Genomic DNA, 15,156 nt, shown 5'->3' on the forward strand with positions numbered 1-15,156 from the left:
CGGCGCGCGCCCGCGGCGCGGTGGCCCGTCAGGGGCTCGTCAGGAGAGCGAGGGGACGACCACCAGCGCACCCCAGGAGACGAGCGGGCCGATGAGCACGAGCGCGCCGCCCCAGCCGAGGAACTGCCGGTAGGTGCGCTCGCGGCGGTCTTCGGCGGTGTAGGCGACCATGAGCGCGCCGTTGGTCGAGAACGGCGAGCAGTCCACGACGCTGGCCGAGACCGCGAGCGCGGCGACCAGGCCGATCGCCCACACCTCGCCCGTGAGCAGGAACGGCACGGCCAGCGGCACCAGGGCGCCGAGGATGCCCGTGGTCGAGGCGAGCGCCGAGACGACGGCGGCGATGAGGCAGATGACGAGCGCGGCCAGCAGCGGCGCGCCGATGCTCGCGACCGAGCCGCCGAGCCAGTCGACGACGCCCTGGCTCTGGAGCAGGTTGACGTAGGTGACCACGCCGCACACCAGCAGGGCGGTGGGCCAGCACACGTTGTTGACGGCGCCCTTGGCCGTGTCGCTGAAGACCGCCGAGAGCACGACGACGATGAGCAGGCCGACGAAGCCGACGTCGTGCTGGAAGACGAACGCCTCGACGCCGAGGGCCACGATGCCGACGAGCGACCACACGAGCTTGGCGTCGACCTGCGGGCGGTCCAGCGCCGCCTTGTGCGCGACCCGGTGGTCGGCGCGCCACAGGGCCAGGCCGCCGAAGGCGAAGTAGGCGACCGCGACCGTGAGCAGGATGAACCCGAACGACGCGCCGAACAGGACCAGGGGGCTGGACGGCAGTGCGTTCGCGCGCACGATGTCGTTGATGATGACGCCGTAGACGCCCATGGGGGAGAACGAGCCGGCCGAGGCGCCTTGGATGACCGCCATGCCCATGAGCACCGGGTGGATGCGATGCCGCTTGGCCAGGCCCATGGCGATCGGGCCGACGATCGCGGCCGCGGCCGGAGTCAGCGCGCCCACCGACGTGATGAGCGCGGTCACGAGGAACATGACCCAGGGGATGAGGCTGATGCGCCCCCGCACCGCGCGGACCGCCGCGTAGACGATCGCGCTGATCGCCCCGGCCCGCTCGGCGAAGGCGAACAGGTAGGTGACCCCGACGAGCGTCAGGAACAGGCCCGCCGGGAAGCCCGCGACGACCGTGTCGACGTCGACGCCGAAGACGAGCGTCCCCACCAGCCATGACGCCGCGAGCGCGGCGGCTCCGAGGTGGACGGTCCGCACGGTCGCCAGGACGAAGAGGGCGGCGAGGACGAGGACTGAGACGACCTCGGCGGTCATGGGCGACTCCGGTGACGAGCGGACACGCTGACTCGTCCCGAGTATTCGGCAACCGTCGAGCGCGCGACCCGGTGGCGGCGCTGGGCGCCTGACGGCGCTGCGCTGGCTCGCTCACCCGCTCGGCGCGAGCCGGCGTCACTGCGCGCGCGGGCGCCCTCGGGGCCGGGGCGGGCGCAGCCCGGCCGGCGTGCGGCCGGCGCGCTCGAGCGCCTCGCGCAGCAGTTTGTCGACCTGGGCGTTGAGGCTGCGCAGGTCGTCGGCGGCCCAGCGCGCGAGCGCGTCGTGGACCGCGGGGTCGAGCCGCAGCAGCACGGCCTTGCGCTCGCGCGCGGTCGGCCGCTGCGGCTCGTCCTGCGGGCTCACTGGTACAGGGTGCCCGCGTTGACGACGGGCGTGACCCGGCTGTCGCCGCACAGGACGACCAGCAGGTTGGAGACCATCGCAGCCTTGCGCTCGTCGTCGAGGTCGACCACCGCGTCGCGCTCGAGGCGGGCCAGCGCCTCCTCGACCATCGAGACGGCGCCCTCGACGATGCGGTGGCGTGCGGCGATGATGGCGCCCGCCTGCTGGCGCTGGAGCATGGCCTGGGCGATCTCGGGGGCGTAGGCGAGGTTGGAGATGCGCGCCTCGACGATCTCGACGCCGGCCAGCGCGACGCGGGCGGCGACCTCGGCGGCGATCTCGCCCGAGACGACGTCGGTGGCGCCGCGCAGCGAGCTCTCGCCCGCCTCGGGCTGGTCGTAGGGGTGCGCCATGGTCACGTGCCGCAGCGCGGACTCGGACTGCACGCGCACGAAGTCCGCGTAGTCCTCGACGCCGAAGACGGCCTTGGCGGTGTCGGCGACTTGCCACACGACGATCGCGGCGATGTTGACCGGGTTGCCGTCGGCGTCGTTGACCTTGAGCTCGCTCGTCTCGAAGTTGCGCACGCGCACCGACACGCGCCGACGGGAGGACAGCGGCACGGTCAGCTGCAGGCCCGTGCGCCGGATCGTGCCGATGTACCGGCCGAAGAACTGCACGACGCGGGTGCTTCCGGGGCTGATGACGGTCAGCCCGGTCATCAGGACGAGGGCGAGGAGCATGACGACGGCGCCGAGGACGCCGAGCGCGACCTGCCCAGTGGCGTCGGCGCTCACCCACAGCACGATGGCCGCGACTATCCCGGCGAGCGCCGCGACGAGCGCGATCGCGGCGGGGCCGGCCCCCAGGGCCCAGGCGGGCCGCTCCTCGATGTCGACCCGAACCCCCTGGTGGCCGACGGGTTGGGTGGCGACGGCGATCTCGGTCATGCGCTTCCTCCTGGCGTCAATGCGATCCGTGCTATCAAACTGATATCAGTTTACTCCGGGGGCCGAGTCCGCCCGACCACGGCCAGGCCGAGGCTGAGCGGCGCCCGGCGCGAAGTGCTCGCTCGCCTTTGTCCCGCGTCGGCGCGTGCCGCGAGAATCTGCCGGTGGACGACGAACAGACACACACGCAGGCCGCGCGCGTGACGCGCGCGGCCTGGGCCGTGTTCGCCGCCTATGCGGCGGCCGGCTTCGCCATCGGCACCGTCGCGTCGCGGCTGCCGACGGTGCGGGCGGGGCTCGGCCTCGACTCGGCCCAGATGGGCCTCGTGCTGCTCATGTGGGCGCTGGGCTCCGTGCTGTCGCTGCCCGCGTCGGGCATCGTGATCACCCGTCTCGGACCGGCTCGGACGGCGGCCGGCTCCGGCGTCGTGGCCGGGATCGGACACGTGTGCCTCGCCGTCGGGGTGAGCGTGGGCAGTGTGCCGCTCGCGGTCGCGGGGCTGTTCACCGCCGGGATCGGCGAGGGCGCCTGGGCCGCGGCCACGACATTCCAGGGCGCACTCGTGGAGCGGCGCCTGGGCTACGCGGCCATGCCGCGATTCCAGGCCGGGGAGTCGCTGGGCACCGTGGCCGGCTCGGGTCTGGGCGCTCTGCTCGCCGCGACCGGACTGCCGCTGCTCGGGCACATGGGCCTCGCGGCGACGCTCGCCGTCGTGACGGCGCTGGTCAGCGCGCGTTCGTTCCTCACAGCGTCCGCGGCGGGCCAGGGTGTGCCAGCGGACGGCGACGCCGCGGCCGCGCGGCGGGGGACCGCGCTGCGGGCGACGCTCGCGGCGTGGCGCGAGCCGCGCACCCTGCTGCTCGGCCTGGTCATCCTCGGCGCCGCCCTCGCCGAGGGCGCGGCCAGCGACTGGACGAGCCTCGGGCTCGTGTCCGGCTTCGGGGCGTCGGAGTCCACGGGTGCGGCCGGAGTCGCGGTGTTCTTCTCCGCGATGCTCACGATGCGCCTGTTCGGCTCGCACCTGATCGGGCGCCTCGGGCGCGTCGCGTCACTGCGGCTGTGCGCGGGAGCGGTGCTGGTCGGGATCGCGCTGTTCGCACTCTCGCCGTGGCTTCCGCTCGCGCTCGCGGGGTCGTTCGTCTGGGGGCTCGGCGCGGCGCTGGGCTTCCCGCTCGGCGTGTCGGCCGCGTCTGACGATCCCCTCAAGGCCGCCATGCGCGTCTCGGTGGTCACGACGATCGGGTACCTCGCCTACCTGGTCGGTCCGGTTGTCATCGGCCTGGTCGCGCAAAGCCTCGGCTACCGCGGCGCGCTCGTCGTGGCCGCGGTCCCGGTCCTGCTCGGCGTGCTCGCCGCGGGCGCGGCACGCCCCCTCGACGAGCGCGGGGCACGAGCGCGCGGCGGCCCGACGGCGGGCCCGACCGCGGGCCCAGTGCGCGCCGGCCGGGGCGCCGCCGCGATGCCGCAGCCGGTGGTCCGGCCCGCGCGGACGACGCCGCGCGCGAGAGCGGGCGTCACGGCGCTGTCGCGGGTCACCCTCCGGCGGACGCGGGCGTCGGGCTCGCCACCACGCCCCGAGCGCCGCCCCGACTCCGTGGCTCGGCAGTAGGTCGATAGACGCCTGGAGTTGGCCCGAGCCGCGGACAGCCTCTGGCGGGGGTGCGACGTCGTCGGGCAGTGTGGTGCGTGTCGTCGCGCACGCGACGGCGGCCCGTGGGGCGTCTGGGAGGCATGAGCCGACGAGCGCCCACCCCGGTCTGACAGGGGTGCGGGAAGACCTACGCCCCCTCGGTTGCCGGCTGAGTGCCGAGCCTGGGGGGACCGCCGGCTCGGCCGGTCGGCGGCGGTGGGCGACCCGGGCGAGGCGCCCCGACCACAGTCGGGGGCGGCGAGCCCCGAGCGGCGAGCTCGGAGGAACGGGTGGGTCTGGCGACCGCCTCTCGCGACGGCGAGGGGAACCGGACGCGTCGCGACGGCGGCGCGGCGAGACCGTGCGCGGGGCCCCGGACGTGCGATGAGCGCGGACCGGGGCCTTCGTGCGTCCGCGGGGCGCGGTCGCACCTGCGGACCCTGCGGCTGCGAGGCGCCCCGCAGTGTGCTCGGGTGGAGGAGCACACCCCGCCACCGGAGGAGAGCATGACGACACCTGACCAGCACCCAGACCACAGCGTCGCCGAGCACAGCAAGGCGGCCCACGAGCACGGCGCCGGCTGCGGCCACCAGAGCGTCGAGCACGACGGACACGTCGACTACGTGCACGACGGCCACCGGCACTCGCCCCACGGCGACCACTACGACGAGCACGGCGCGGGCTGACGCCGCTCGGAGCCGGCCCGCGCGCACGCGCGGGCCGGCTCCTCGGCTCGACCCCGGTCCCCACAGGTCGACCAGCCCGTAGGGCAGGGCTGCCGTCGCCAGGCGCCACGTGTGCCCCGCGCCCGGCTCGACGCGCAGGCTCACGGGGATCGAGCGCGACGCAAGCGCCGCCCGCAGCGCGGGCGCGTCGCGCGCGTCATGGTCGCTTGCCCCCGCTGCGAGGAATACGCGTGGCGGGTGCGTGACAGCAGGCCGTCGGCCGTGTGCGCCGATCCGGGTACACGACGACGGTGTGCGACCCTGCGACCGTCGACGGCCCGCTGCGCGCACAGCTCGACGAGTTGCAGGCCACCAGCCGCCGCGGCGGACGCGAGCGCGGCTTCTCGATGACGCTGTCGCGGCTGTTCGACCCCCGCGACACGGGGTTCCTGCTCACCGTGGCGACGAACCCGCAGGGGCGGGCGGACGCGTTCGTGCAGTGGGCGCCGGCCCCCGGCATCGACGGCTGGTCGCTCGACGTCATGCGCCGGCGCCTCGACGACGACGTGCCCAACGGCGTCATCGACGCCTGTGTGGTCGCGACCATCGAGGAGGTCCTCACGCGCGGGCGGTCGGGTCTGTCGCTCAACTTCGCGCCCATGCGGTCGGTCCTCGAAGGGGAGCGCGACGCCGGAGGGCGGCTCGCCGAGCTCACCCGGCCGCTGTTGACGCAGTTGCGCGAGCGCACGCAGATGTCGTCTCTGGCCGCGTTCAACCGGAAGATCCGGCCGCGCTGGAAGCCGCGGTACGTCGTGCTCGACTCGGTCGAGTGGGTCGCCGCGCAGTCCCTCGTCATGGCCGACGTCGAGGGGGTGACCGAGCTGCCCGTCATCGGCAGGTTCCTGGGGCGCGGCGAGGGGTGAGGAGGCGGGCGCGGCCCGGGCGCGGCGTCGCGGGCCCGGTCAGCGCGACCGTGCGCGCTCGGCGTCGTCGCCGCAGGTTGCGCCAGCCGACCGCGACGGCGAGCGCGAGCAGCGCGAGCGCGGTCAGGAGAGTCCACGGCGGCGCCCACACCAGGACGGTGGGGCTGGTCATGGTCACCGTCTCGCTCAGGTCCTGGCCGCGCGAGGTGGCGCGGGTGGCCTCGACCGTCAGCCAGTAGGGCCCCAGCGGTGGCACCCCCGTCAGGACGCCGCTGGTCGTGGTGGCGCCGCCGGGCAGGATCTCGTCGGTGTCGTCCAGTGCGACCGACCCGGTCCACAGTCCGAACAGCGAGCGGACCCGGACTACCGCAGTCGGGTCGAGGCGGATGTTCCCGGAGTTGACCAGGGTGGTCTCGACCTCCAGCCGACCCGGCGTCAGCGGCCCGAGGCGACCGGCGTAGGCGCCGCGCAGCGGGCTCGCCTCCAGCGCCGGCGCGACGGGACCCCCGACGCGGACGTAGACCCGGGTCCCGGTGGCGATCTGGACCGCGGGGCCCTGCGACTGCGCGACCTCGCTGACGGCCAGGACACCGCCCGCGTGGTCTCCAGGCTCGGCGTCGCGGGGCACGTCCAGCACGAACGGCACGACGACCGACGCGCGCGGTGGCACCGTCACGCGGCCCTCGGCGAGGCGCAGCCAGACGCCGACCCGCGTCGGGGTGTCCTGCGGCGTCCGCACGGTGAACGCGCCGTCGGGGCCGTGGTCGGCGTCCTGGACGTAGACGTCGACGGTGAGCGGCTGCTCGCCGAGGTTGCGCACCGCGACGTGGTCCTCGACACGGGCGCCCGGCTCGACGGCGTAGTCGAGGCGCCCGCGCCCGTCGGGGCCGTCGGCGCTCGCGGGGACCACCGCCCAGGCGCGTGGGGAGTCAGCGGCGGGGTCGCCGTCGCCCGGCAGCGCGGACACGGGCGTCGCACCGGCGGCGAGCAGGGCGAGCAGGAGCGCCCCGGCGACGGCACGCGTCAGGGCTCGGTACAGCACGGGCATGGGGTTCCTCGGTTGTCGCGGCGGTGGGGCGGTCACCAGGACGGTCACCACGGCGTGCGTGAGCGGGCGCCGGCCGGTCCTGGCCGGCGCCCGCGGTCGCTAGATGACGGTCAAGAGCATCAGGCCGGTGTACGCCCCGGGGGCGATGGTCAGCGGCGCCTCGATCCGCAGGTCGGCGCCGAGCACCGACGTGCCGAGCGACGCGCCCTGGGGCGCGGACGCCAGGGCCGACCAGCCCCGGATGCCCAGGTTTCCTCCCGTGAACCCGGGCGCGACGGGTGCCCCGGGCGTGACGGTGGCGCCCGAGGACGAGACGACCTTGGGCGTCCACCCGAGGTAGCGGCCGTCCAGGTAGCCGCCACCCGAGGTCACCAGCGCGCGCACCCGTCCCGTCGCGGCCCAGCCGGGCTTGTCGGGCCGGGTGTCGGCGACGGTGATGCCCGTGACCGAGCCGTCCGACACGTAGCGGTCGGCCGTGGGGCTCAGGGCGAGGTCGCTGAGCTTCGCCTTGCGCCCGTCGGGCGCCACCGAGACGACCAGGGCGCCCTCGTTCGACGGCAGGGTGACCTCCAGCTCGGGGCCCGTAACGGGCGTCGCGCCGTGGTCGTCGACGAGGATCGCGACCGGCGCGCTCTCGGCCACGACCGCGTCGCCGTCGCCGAGCACGGCGACCTTGACCTCCTGCGGCCCGGTGATCACGAAGCCGTACGTGCCCGACGACGCGCCCTCGACGACGGTCCACGGGGCGTCAGCCGTCGGGCGGGTCGACCAGCGCAGCCGGTCGGAGGCCGGGGTAGGGGACTGCTCGGCGCGCAGGATCGCGACCTCGCCCGTGTGGTAGTGCTGCGGCACGCCGTCGATGACGACCGTCGTCGTGGCGCCGGGACCCGGCTCCTGGCCGCCGCCCTCGCCGCCGCCCTCGCCTCCGCTTCCTTGGTCGCCGACGACGAAGGTGTAGGTGGCGGTGTTGGACGTCGCCGACGTCGCGCCGTCCTGGCTGGTCACGGTCGCCTGCGCCGTCAGGTGATAGACGCCCGGCGCCGTGAACGCCCAGTTGGCGTGCACATGCGCGAGGAAGTCCTGGTGGATCGTGCCGGGCAGCGTCCAGGAGTCGGTGACCGTCTGCGTGAGCGCGCCGAACGCGCCGTTCGACCACAGGTAGACGTCGCCGGGGCCGTCGACGGCGCTGACCTTGAGGTCGACGTCGGCGTCGGGGCCGAAGCGCGAGGCGAGCCCCATGCTGTCCCAGCCCGGCCAGACGAGGTCCCGGTCCTGGGCGATCGGCAGGTGGTAGAAGCTCGTCGGCAGGCCGGGCGGCGCCGAGCCCGCCGGGACGTCCGTGACGCGCGCGCGCTCCTTGACCACGATCTGCACGTCCTGCGGCGCGTGCTCGACGTGGTGGCCCGTGACGTCCTCCTTGAGGTTCAGACGGACGCTGTCGTCGTCGTTGAGCGCGAGGTTGAACAGGTCGACGTGGCCCGTGTCCAGGCGCAGCGGGTCGGGGCCGTCGGCCGCGTGGGCGCCCGTCGGCAGGGCGGCGAGCGCGACGGCCGCGACCAGGGCCGTCGTCTTGGTTCGTCGATGGATGGTGCTCATGCGTGTCTCCTCTGGGTGGTGGGTGGTGGGGTCAGGCCGTTGCGGGGCGGCGGGGCGCCAGCGAGGCGGCGGCGACGAACGCCAGGCCGACGACGAACAGCGTGACCGTCAGGCCGGTCAGATCGGCGAGGGTCTCGGAGTCGACGCCGGTGCGCGGCAGCGTGCCGGCGCCGCTCGCGCCGCCCGGACCGCCCCCGGTGGGGCCGGCGGCGGCCGGCAACTGGCACTCGCGCCCGTCGGCGGTGCGCCCGACGGTCTGCTGCGTGGTCGTGGCGCGTGCCGCCGCTGACGCGTCGCCCGGTCCGACGAAGAAGTTCAGGGTGCTCGTGCCGGTGCGCCTCTCGCCGCCGACGGTCGCGGCGAACGTCAGCGTGGCGTGATAGGCGCCGGGCTCGGTGAACGCCCAGATCGCGTGCACGTGGACGCCTGATGTGCCCACCGGGATGGCGGTGCTGCGCTCGAAGCCCTCCACGGTGCCGAAGTACCGCTCACCCAGATTTCCGAACGATCCCATCGAGTACACGGCGAGTCGCCCCGGGCCCTCCAGGTTGTCGAGGGTGAGCGTCACCTCGCCGTCGACCTTGCCCGCGATCGTCGGGTGCTGGGTGTTCCAACCGAGCCAGGGCACCCCGGGCAACTGGGTCAGCGGAACCTGCCAGACCTGTCCGGCGCCGAGGAACGCGAACTCGCCGCCCGGCGCCTGTACGGCGGCGTCGTCCGTCAGGTGGAGCACCAGCGTGGCGGGGTCGACCCATGGCGCGGGCTGCGTGCGGTCGTCCTTGACGAGCGCGCGCAGCCCGGCGCCGTCGACGACCGGCCCGAAGTCGAAGTGGCCGGAGGTCACGACGTCGGCCTCACCCGGCCCGAGCGTGCTCTCGACCTGCTGCGGCAGGCACTGGTCAGGCGCCTCGTCCGCCGAGGCGACGGTCAGCGGCGACCAGCCGACCAGCGCGGCGTCGGCCTCGCGCACGACGACGCGGTGCTGGCCGAGGTCGACGTCCTGCGGCAGCGCGAGAGTCACCGTCGCGTCGGCGTCGACCTGCCGCCAGCCGAGGTCGGTCGGCGTCGACAGGACCCAGGTCGAGACCCAGCGTCCGCGCAGCGACTCGGGCACCGCCACCGTCACGAACGCGCCTGGCGCCGCGGTGTCGATGGCCAGCGTGACGTCACCGCGCGCGGTGTCGGTCAGCAGCGTGGTGTCGGGGGCGGGCAGGGCGCCGGCCGGGGGGCCAGCCTCGTCCGTGACGCCGCCCGCGGACGTCGCCTCCCCGAGACTCGGGGCGTCCGGCGTCTCCGGCGTCGTGGCGCCAGTGTCGGGCGTGGCGTGGGCCGAGGTCGGGGCGGGGGACGAGGTCGGGAAGGGGCCGGTCGCGGAGTCGGACGGCGGGGCGGGCTCGGCCTGCGGCGGGGCGGGGGACGAGGTCGGGAAGGGGCCTGTCGCGGAGTCGGACGGCGGCGCGGGCTCGGCCTGCGCCGCGCCGGGGGTCAGGCTCGGCTCGGGCGCGGGCGGCGCATCGGCCGCGGGCGCGTCGACCTGGAACCGGTAGGCGACCGGGGCGGCGGACAGCGCGGTCCCGTCGGCGAGCGTGGCGCTCGCGGTGAGGGTGACGGCGTAGGCGCCGGGCGCGCTGAAGTCCCACCGCGCGGGCAGAGTCGTGCCGACCGGGACGGTGGCCGACCTGGGGCCGCCCGAGGCCAGCAGCGTGCGCCCGGCGCCGTCGTCGGGCGTCGAGACCGTGACGTCCCCCGGTCCGGTCACATCGGTCAGCGCGAGGGTGACCAGGTCGTCGGCCAGGACGTCGTAGGGCAGGAGGTCGGTGTCGACCCCGAGGTCGAGCACGGCCGGGTCGAAGACGCGGACGATCGCGGCGGACGGGTCGAGCGCGGCGCCCGCCGCGTCGCGCGCGCCGAGCGCAAGGCCCCCGACACGGTAGGTGACCGTGAGGGCTCCGAGGTCGGCGGCCTCGACCAGGGCGGGAGGGGCTGGCGCGGCGGCCTGGAGCGGACCGGCCAGGGCCAGGCCGCCCGAGGCGAGCAGGCAGGTCGCGCCGATCGTGGCGAGCGCGCGGCGTCGCCGGTCGGTGATGACGGTCATGAGACAGCTCCGGTGGTGACGGGGTCGGACAGGGTCGGGGGCTCATCGCTCGGCGCGGCGCCGGGGCGGGCGGAGGCAGCGGCGCTCGCGGGCGTGCCGGTGGGTTCGGGTCGCGGACGGCGTCGGACGCGGGCGATCAGGCCCTGGCGCGGGGCGAGGAACCAGGACAGGAGGAACGCGGCCGTCAGGACGAGCACGATCGTGCCGCCGGTCGGCAGGTCGTAGGACCAGGAGAGATACAGGCCCACCAGGGCGCCGCAGGCTCCGATGACGGGCGCGAGCAGCGTCATGACGCCCAGGCGGTCGGTCAGCAGGCGGGCCGTGGCGGCCGGGGTGATCAGCAGGGCCAGCACCAGGATGTTGCCGATCGTCTGGACCGCGATGACCACGGCCAGGGTCACCAGCACGTACAGGACCAGGTCGAGCCAGAACACCGGCACGCCCATGGCGCGCGCCGACTCGCGGTCGAGCGAGATCGTGACCAGCTCCTTGCGCAGGCACGCGAGGACGGCGAGCACCGCGGCGCTCGTGACGCCCACGACGATCAGGTCCGAGGTGGGCACGCCCGTGATCGAGCCGAACAGGAACTGCTGGAGCGACCCCGCGTACCCGGGCGCCCGGGAGATGACCACGATGCCGAGGGCGAAGGAGCCCACCAGGAAGACGCCGATGACCGAGTCCTCCTTGAGGCGCCGGTTCTGGGAGAAGACGGCGATGAGGACGGCGGTCAGCACACCGGCCGCGGCGCCGCCTAGGACGAGGTTGCCCGACAGCACGAAGGCGACGGCCAGCCCCGGGAAGACGGCGTGGGCGACCGTGTCGCCGATGAAGGCCATGCCGCGCAGCACGACGTAGCACCCGACGACGCCGCACACGATCGAGGACATGACTGCCACGGCGAGCGCCTTGGGCAAGAACGCGAGGTCGGGGTTGAGCAGGTCGGTGAGGAAGTCGAGCGGCGACATCAGGCCGCCCCGAGGACACGGGCCAGGGCGCTGCCTGGGGCGACGCCGAACGTCGTGGCCCAGGCCTCCGGGTCGGCGGCGAGGTCCGCCGGCGCGCCGGTCGCCACGACGGTGCGGTTGAGCAGGGCGAGGCGGTCGCACGAGTCGAGCGCCCCGAGCAGGTCATGGGTGGTCATGAGCACCGCGCGGCCCTCGCGGGCCAGCGCCGTGAACAGCGCCGCGAGCACCTCCTGGGTGGGCAGGTCGAGGCCGGTGAACGGCTCGTCGAGCAGCAGCAGGCGGGGGCGCGGCGCCAGGGCGCGGGCGACCAGGACGCGCTGGCGCTGGCCGCCGGAGAGCTGGCCGACCGGACGCCTCGCCAGCGCCGTGAGCTGGACCCGGTCGAGCGCGTCGGCGACGGCCTGCCACTCGGCGTCCCCGGGCCGGCGGCGCAGGCCCAGTCGTCCGGTCAGCCCGGTCATCACCGCGTCGGCCACGCAGATCGGGAAGTCCCAGGCGAACTCGTGCCGCTGCGGCACGTAGCCGATCGGCGCCCGCCCCGGCCGGGCCGGGCGGCCCTCGACCAGGACGCGGCCGGCGACGACGGGCTGGACGCCCAGGACGCAGCGCAGCAGCGTCGTCTTACCCGCCCCGTTGGGTCCGAGCAGGCCGACCAGCTCGCCCCGATCGACGGCGAGGTGAGCCTCGCGCAGCACGGTGCGACCGCCGAGGTCGACGGTGACGCCCTCGACGCGCAGCGCCGCGCCCGTCATCGCTCGGCTCCGTCGGGGGTCGCCCCGGCCGGGTCGGGGGTCCGAGGGGCGGGCCCACGGCCGACGCCTAGGCCCAGGGCCCGGCGCTTGGCGCGACGGCTGCGCGCCGCCGCGACGCCCGCCGCGGCGGCGACCATGGCGAGCAGCGCGGCGGCGGCGATCAGCAGGACGGGACCGAGCCGGTCGCCGTCCCAGCCGTCGGCGGCCTCGTCCGCGGCCACGTCCGCGGCGCCCGCGGTGGCCGAGGCGCCGGGCTCGCCGCCCTGCCACCGCGCGGTCAGGGCGTCGTCGGTCGGCGTCTGAGAGCCGACGGCGAACCGGATCACCTGCGTGTCGGCCACGTGCGTGCCGTCGACGAGGTCGGCCTCGACGCGTAGGCGCACCAGGTAGACGCCCGGCTGTGTGAAGACCCAGTTGGCGTGCGTGTGGGTGTTGACGTCGACCCAGGCGGGCTGCTCCTCACCCGAGCGGGAGTCCCACAGGACCTGGGGCTGGGCGAAGCCGCTCGCCTGGAGGAAGACCGAGACCGAGCCCGGGCCCTGCGCGCCGACCATCGACAGGGTGACACCGCGGTCGATGCGGCGCATGACCTCGGGGTCCTGGGTGTTCCATCCCAGCCACACCGCCTGCGGGTTCTGGGTCTGCGGCACCACCCAGACGAGCTGGCCCGGCTGCGCGCCGAGGAAGGCGTACGCCGGGTCGTCGGGCGCCTCGACGGCGGCGGTGTCGAGCACCCGCAGCACCGTCTCAGCGGGGTCGCGCCACACGCTCGTGGCGGCCGCGTCGGACTTGGCGGCGTCGTCGTGCACGAGCAGGCGCCACCGTCCGCCGTCGAACCGGGGGCCGAGGTCGACGTGACCGGTCTCCAGGACGCGCGCGCCGCGCGCGACCGGCTGGCCGGCGTCGATCGTCTGGTCGAGGTCTGTGTCGGGGGCCGGTGTGTCGGCGATCGCTGGGGTTGGCGCGACAAGGCTCACCGTCAGGTTGAGCGTGAGGCTAACCATCAGCATCACGATCAGGCTCAGGGTGAGGCTTGGCGGGCGCCGGGCCGTGTCGGGCGGGGAGAGTCGGGGCATCGAGGCTTCCTGACGGGTCATGGGGACAGGCACTCGCGCAGCGAGTCGGCGTTGAGGCGCATCATCTGGACATAGCCCGTCACCTCGTCGTCGAAGGCGTCGCCGTAGATCGCGCACACCCGCACGCCCAGGTCGCGGGCGACCTCGGTGAGCGTCGAGGAGCGGGCCGCGAGGTTCGGCTCGAGGAACACGGCCGACACCCGCAGGGTGCGCAGCGTGTCGGCGAGCTTGCGGCGGTCGGCGAGAGAGGGCTCGGCCGCGGGGTGCGGGGTGACGAACCCGGCGACCCGCACGTCGTAGGCGTCGGCGAGATAGCCGAAGGCGTCGTGCGTGGTGACCAGGTTGCGGTGGGAGGCGGGGATCTGGGCGAGCGTGCGGCGCACGTAGGCGTCGGTCCGATCGAGCTCGGCGAGGTACGCGGCGGCGTTGTCCCGGTAGGCGCCGGCGCCGGCGGGGTCGGCGGCGATCAGGGTGTCGCGGATGAGCTGCGCGTAGGCCATCGCATTGCGCACGTTCTGCCACAGATGGGGGTCGATCTCGCCGTGGACGTGCTTGCCGAGCACCGCCTGGGCGAGCTGGTACACGCGCTCGCCGGGCCTGCCGAGGAACCGCAGCGCGGGGCCGGCCGGGATCTCGTCGAGCGCCTTGGCCGGGACGTCGATGACCACCTGCTCGGGGGAGTAGCGCCGCTGGCTGCGCTCCCCGCCTCCCTCCGGGTCATAGCGGACCGCGAGGCCTGGGGCGGCGCCGTCGTCGCCGAGGTCCGCGGTCAGGTCCGCGTGTCCGCGGTCGAGCACGGCGACACCGGGGGCGGGGTCGGGGTCGACGCCCACGGCGAAGGCAAAGGTCCCGGAGCCCAGGTCGATGGGCCGCGAGGTGTCGTCGACCTGCAGGTGGGCGCGCAGCGTCAGCGTGTAGCGGCCTGGCTCGGTGAAGGCCCACGACAGGTGCGTGTGCGCGTCGGCGGGCAGGGACAGGGTGTCGTCCCGGTATCCGTTCGCGGCGTCGAAGCCGTTCGAGGAGTCGATGTACACGTCGGTCTCGCCGAAGCTGCCGGTCAGATAGGCGAAGACGTCGCCCGGGCCGGTCGCCGCGGTGGCCGACACCAGCACCTGCGAGGCGCGCGTGGCCCCGAGGTGGGCGCCGTCGCCGTGCGCGCGCAGGCCCAGCCACACCGTGTCGAGGGTGACGTCCTCGACCAGCGGGATGAGCTCGGCCGCGTACTTGACGGACTCCTCGGCGAGCGAGACCGAGACGGCGTCGTCGCGCAGGTTGGCGTCGAGGGTCTTGATGACGCTGTGCTCCTCCAACAGCGCGTAGTTGCTGAACGCCACGTCGGCGTACACGACGTTGCGGGCGTCGCGCAGCGAGGGCTCGTAGGTGTGTGGGTCGCCGCCGTCAGGCACCAGGGACACGACGTGGACGCGGTCGCCGCCGACGTGGCGCACGAGGTCGGCCAGCAGGCCGGTGGTCGTCACGACCTGGAGGCGGGCGTCGTCGGGTGAGAGCGCCGGTCGGCCCGCACAGCCGGCGAGTGCGACGACGAGCGCGAGCGCCGCGGACAGGCGGGGCGTCCGCGCGCCCCGAGGCGGGCGCGGCGCGGCAACGGCGGCGCGGGCGGCGCGGGCCGGTGGGCTGGGGGCGTCGGGGGACGCGACATCGGGCACGGGGGAGCTTTCGTCTTTGCGGGGGCGTGCGCGGGGCACGCGCTGGCAGGGTCCAGAGGACGAGAATGAGAATGGTTATCATTCCGACGGGAGCGATCCTGACGGACCTGGACGTGCGATGTCAAGGGGCTGGAGATCGAATGGTCGGCGTGACGC

General features: G+C 74.9%; 12 protein-coding genes and 1 pseudogene. 3 read left to right on the plus strand and 10 right to left on the minus strand.

The features are described from left to right. Positions 1-39: 39 nt before the first annotated feature. The 3 genes from EV386_RS03825 to EV386_RS03835 form a co-directional block, all read right to left on the minus strand. Positions 40-1,290, minus strand: coding sequence for an SLC13 family permease (locus EV386_RS03825; protein WP_130412489.1), 1,251 nt, complete (start codon positions 1,288-1,290; stop codon positions 40-42). Positions 1,291-1,425: 135 nt separating this feature from the next. Continuing rightward, positions 1,426-1,653, minus strand: coding sequence for a type II toxin-antitoxin system antitoxin (locus tag EV386_RS03830; RefSeq protein ID WP_130412491.1), 228 nt, complete (start codon positions 1,651-1,653; stop codon positions 1,426-1,428). Continuing rightward, positions 1,650-2,582: an SPFH domain-containing protein gene (locus tag EV386_RS03835; protein ID WP_130412493.1), complete on the minus strand. Its 933-nt coding sequence runs from the start codon at positions 2,580-2,582 to the stop codon at positions 1,650-1,652. The genes EV386_RS03830 and EV386_RS03835 overlap by 4 nt, the downstream gene beginning before the upstream one ends. A 164-nt stretch (positions 2,583-2,746) precedes the next feature. Here EV386_RS03835 and EV386_RS03840 point away from each other — a divergent pair, with 164 nt between their 5' ends. From EV386_RS03840 to EV386_RS03850, 3 genes and pseudogenes are all read left to right on the plus strand, one after another. Then, complete coding sequence (locus tag EV386_RS03840; RefSeq protein ID WP_130412495.1) at positions 2,747-4,192, plus strand: MFS transporter; 1,446 nt, start codon at positions 2,747-2,749, stop codon at positions 4,190-4,192. A gap of 527 nt (positions 4,193-4,719) precedes the next feature. Then, complete coding sequence (locus EV386_RS03845) at positions 4,720-4,899, plus strand: zinc transporter permease (RefSeq protein WP_130412497.1); 180 nt, start codon at positions 4,720-4,722, stop codon at positions 4,897-4,899. A gap of 260 nt (positions 4,900-5,159) precedes the next feature. Beyond that, positions 5,160-5,801 (plus strand): annotated as a pseudogene (locus EV386_RS03850) (phosphatidylglycerol lysyltransferase domain-containing protein); the annotation flags it as partial. Here EV386_RS03850 and EV386_RS03855 read toward each other — a convergent pair. The 7 genes from EV386_RS03855 to EV386_RS03885 form a co-directional block, all read right to left on the minus strand. After that, a complete protein-coding gene (locus EV386_RS03855; RefSeq protein WP_130412501.1) occupies positions 5,767-6,849 on the minus strand; it encodes a COG1470 family protein in 1,083 nt (360 codons plus the stop codon). The pseudogene EV386_RS03850 and the gene EV386_RS03855 overlap by 35 nt on opposite strands. A 99-nt stretch (positions 6,850-6,948) precedes the next feature. Then, positions 6,949-8,445, minus strand: coding sequence for a choice-of-anchor M domain-containing protein (locus tag EV386_RS03860; RefSeq protein ID WP_130412503.1), 1,497 nt, complete (start codon positions 8,443-8,445; stop codon positions 6,949-6,951). 31 nt (positions 8,446-8,476) lie between these two features. Further along, positions 8,477-10,540: a TIGR03773 family transporter-associated surface protein gene (locus EV386_RS03865; RefSeq protein ID WP_130412505.1), complete on the minus strand. Its 2,064-nt coding sequence runs from the start codon at positions 10,538-10,540 to the stop codon at positions 8,477-8,479. After that, positions 10,537-11,508: an anchored repeat-type ABC transporter permease subunit gene (locus EV386_RS03870; protein ID WP_207216586.1), complete on the minus strand. Its 972-nt coding sequence runs from the start codon at positions 11,506-11,508 to the stop codon at positions 10,537-10,539. Before EV386_RS03870 ends, EV386_RS03865 begins: the two co-directional genes overlap by 4 nt. After that, positions 11,505-12,257: an anchored repeat-type ABC transporter ATP-binding subunit gene (locus tag EV386_RS03875; protein WP_130412509.1), complete on the minus strand. Its 753-nt coding sequence runs from the start codon at positions 12,255-12,257 to the stop codon at positions 11,505-11,507. The genes EV386_RS03870 and EV386_RS03875 overlap by 4 nt, the downstream gene beginning before the upstream one ends. Then, complete coding sequence (locus EV386_RS03880; protein ID WP_207216461.1) at positions 12,254-13,267, minus strand: choice-of-anchor M domain-containing protein; 1,014 nt, start codon at positions 13,265-13,267, stop codon at positions 12,254-12,256. The genes EV386_RS03875 and EV386_RS03880 overlap by 4 nt, the downstream gene beginning before the upstream one ends. 83 nt (positions 13,268-13,350) lie before the next feature. Beyond that, complete coding sequence (locus EV386_RS03885) at positions 13,351-15,000, minus strand: anchored repeat ABC transporter, substrate-binding protein (RefSeq protein WP_242607819.1); 1,650 nt, start codon at positions 14,998-15,000, stop codon at positions 13,351-13,353. Positions 15,001-15,156: the final 156 nt, after the last annotated feature.

Origin of the sequence: Xylanimonas ulmi, from assembly GCF_004216535.1 — a bacterium.
In the GTDB taxonomy this organism is placed as follows: domain Bacteria; phylum Actinomycetota; class Actinomycetes; order Actinomycetales; family Cellulomonadaceae; genus Xylanimonas; species Xylanimonas ulmi.